Origin of the sequence: Lactobacillus taiwanensis DSM 21401, from assembly GCF_001436695.1 — a bacterium.
GTDB lineage: Bacteria > Bacillota > Bacilli > Lactobacillales > Lactobacillaceae > Lactobacillus > Lactobacillus taiwanensis.
The window spans coordinates 1-1,172 of the sequence record NZ_AYZG01000006.1 but is presented as its reverse complement, the minus strand read 5'-3'; the positions used below and the strand labels follow the sequence as shown (position 1 = coordinate 1,172).

General features: G+C 36.3%; 1 protein-coding gene. It reads left to right on the top strand.

The window, feature by feature from the left end; all coding sequences use genetic code 11:
- Positions 1–137 precede the first annotated feature (137 nt).
- Positions 138–1,172: ISL3 family transposase (locus tag FD18_RS01790; RefSeq protein WP_057718273.1), on the top strand; the 1,035-nt coding region annotated here is incomplete at its 3' end.

The window sequence follows — 1,172 nt, the reverse complement described above, 5'->3', positions numbered from 1 at the left end:
GGCTCTATAATAAATCCTGTTGATGGATATCTATGATATTCTATCGACAGGATTTTTTTATTGCATAAAGAAAGAGGCCATAAGCCTCACTGCATTAAATCTTCTGATTCCACTCTAAAGAATAAAGGTGATTGCTTATGTCCTCTAACAATGATTGTATTAAATTTCATCTCAATATTGAAGACCCTAATATTGTTTTTTCTGATTATTTTAAAAAATATATTAACGGCAAATATCATAGCGTTTATCAAGCCGAGCTTATTCAGCCTGCTTGTCCTTACTGCCATTCCAATAATCTTAAGCATAATGGTCACTATACTTCTAACGTGCGCTTTATTACTGCTGATGCTAGCCATCCTGTTACTATCCGACTTAAAAAGCAGCGTGTTCTTTGCAATGACTGCCTTAAAAGATCTATGGCTCAGTCTAACCTTGTTAATAAATATTGCCACATTTCTAATGCATCTAAACGTAAGGTCTTAGCTGCTCTTACAGAAGATCGCTCTATGACCAGTATTGCTCGTGAGCATAACCTATCAGTTAATACGGTTCAAAGAGTCTTAGAATCTTGTTCTTCTAAGTTCTACGATGATTTAGATCAGCTTCCTGAGCATTTAGCTTTTGATGAATTTAAAGGCGTTGGCAAGAAGCTGCACTTTATCTGTTTAGATGGCGATTCTCATCAAGTAGTCCAAATCCTTAGAACACGTTTTAAGCCTGAAATCTTGCACTACTTTTATAAGTTTACTCCTAAAGCTCGGGCTATGGTTAAGACAGTCACCATGGATCTTAACTGCTATTATCCAATCGTTGCTAGAGAGCTTTTTCCAAATGCCCAGATTGTCATTGATCGTTTCCACATGGTTCAAATGCTCACCAGATCTTTTAACAGCTTGCGTGTTCAGACTATGAAACAATTTAAGAAACAAAGCCGTGAATACAAGCTCTTAAAATCTACCTGGAAGCTCTATCTCATGAAATATGACAAGCTCAATAAACAGACGCCTTACTATGACTGGCATTTTAAAGACTATTTGACTCAAGAGCATGTTGTTTTAGACGGCCTAGACTGTAATAAAGATCTCGAAAACACATATTGGGTTATGCAGGACTTTAGGACTGCTATCAAAAACAAAGATGAAAAGCAGATTATTCATCTGCTTCACTCAAAA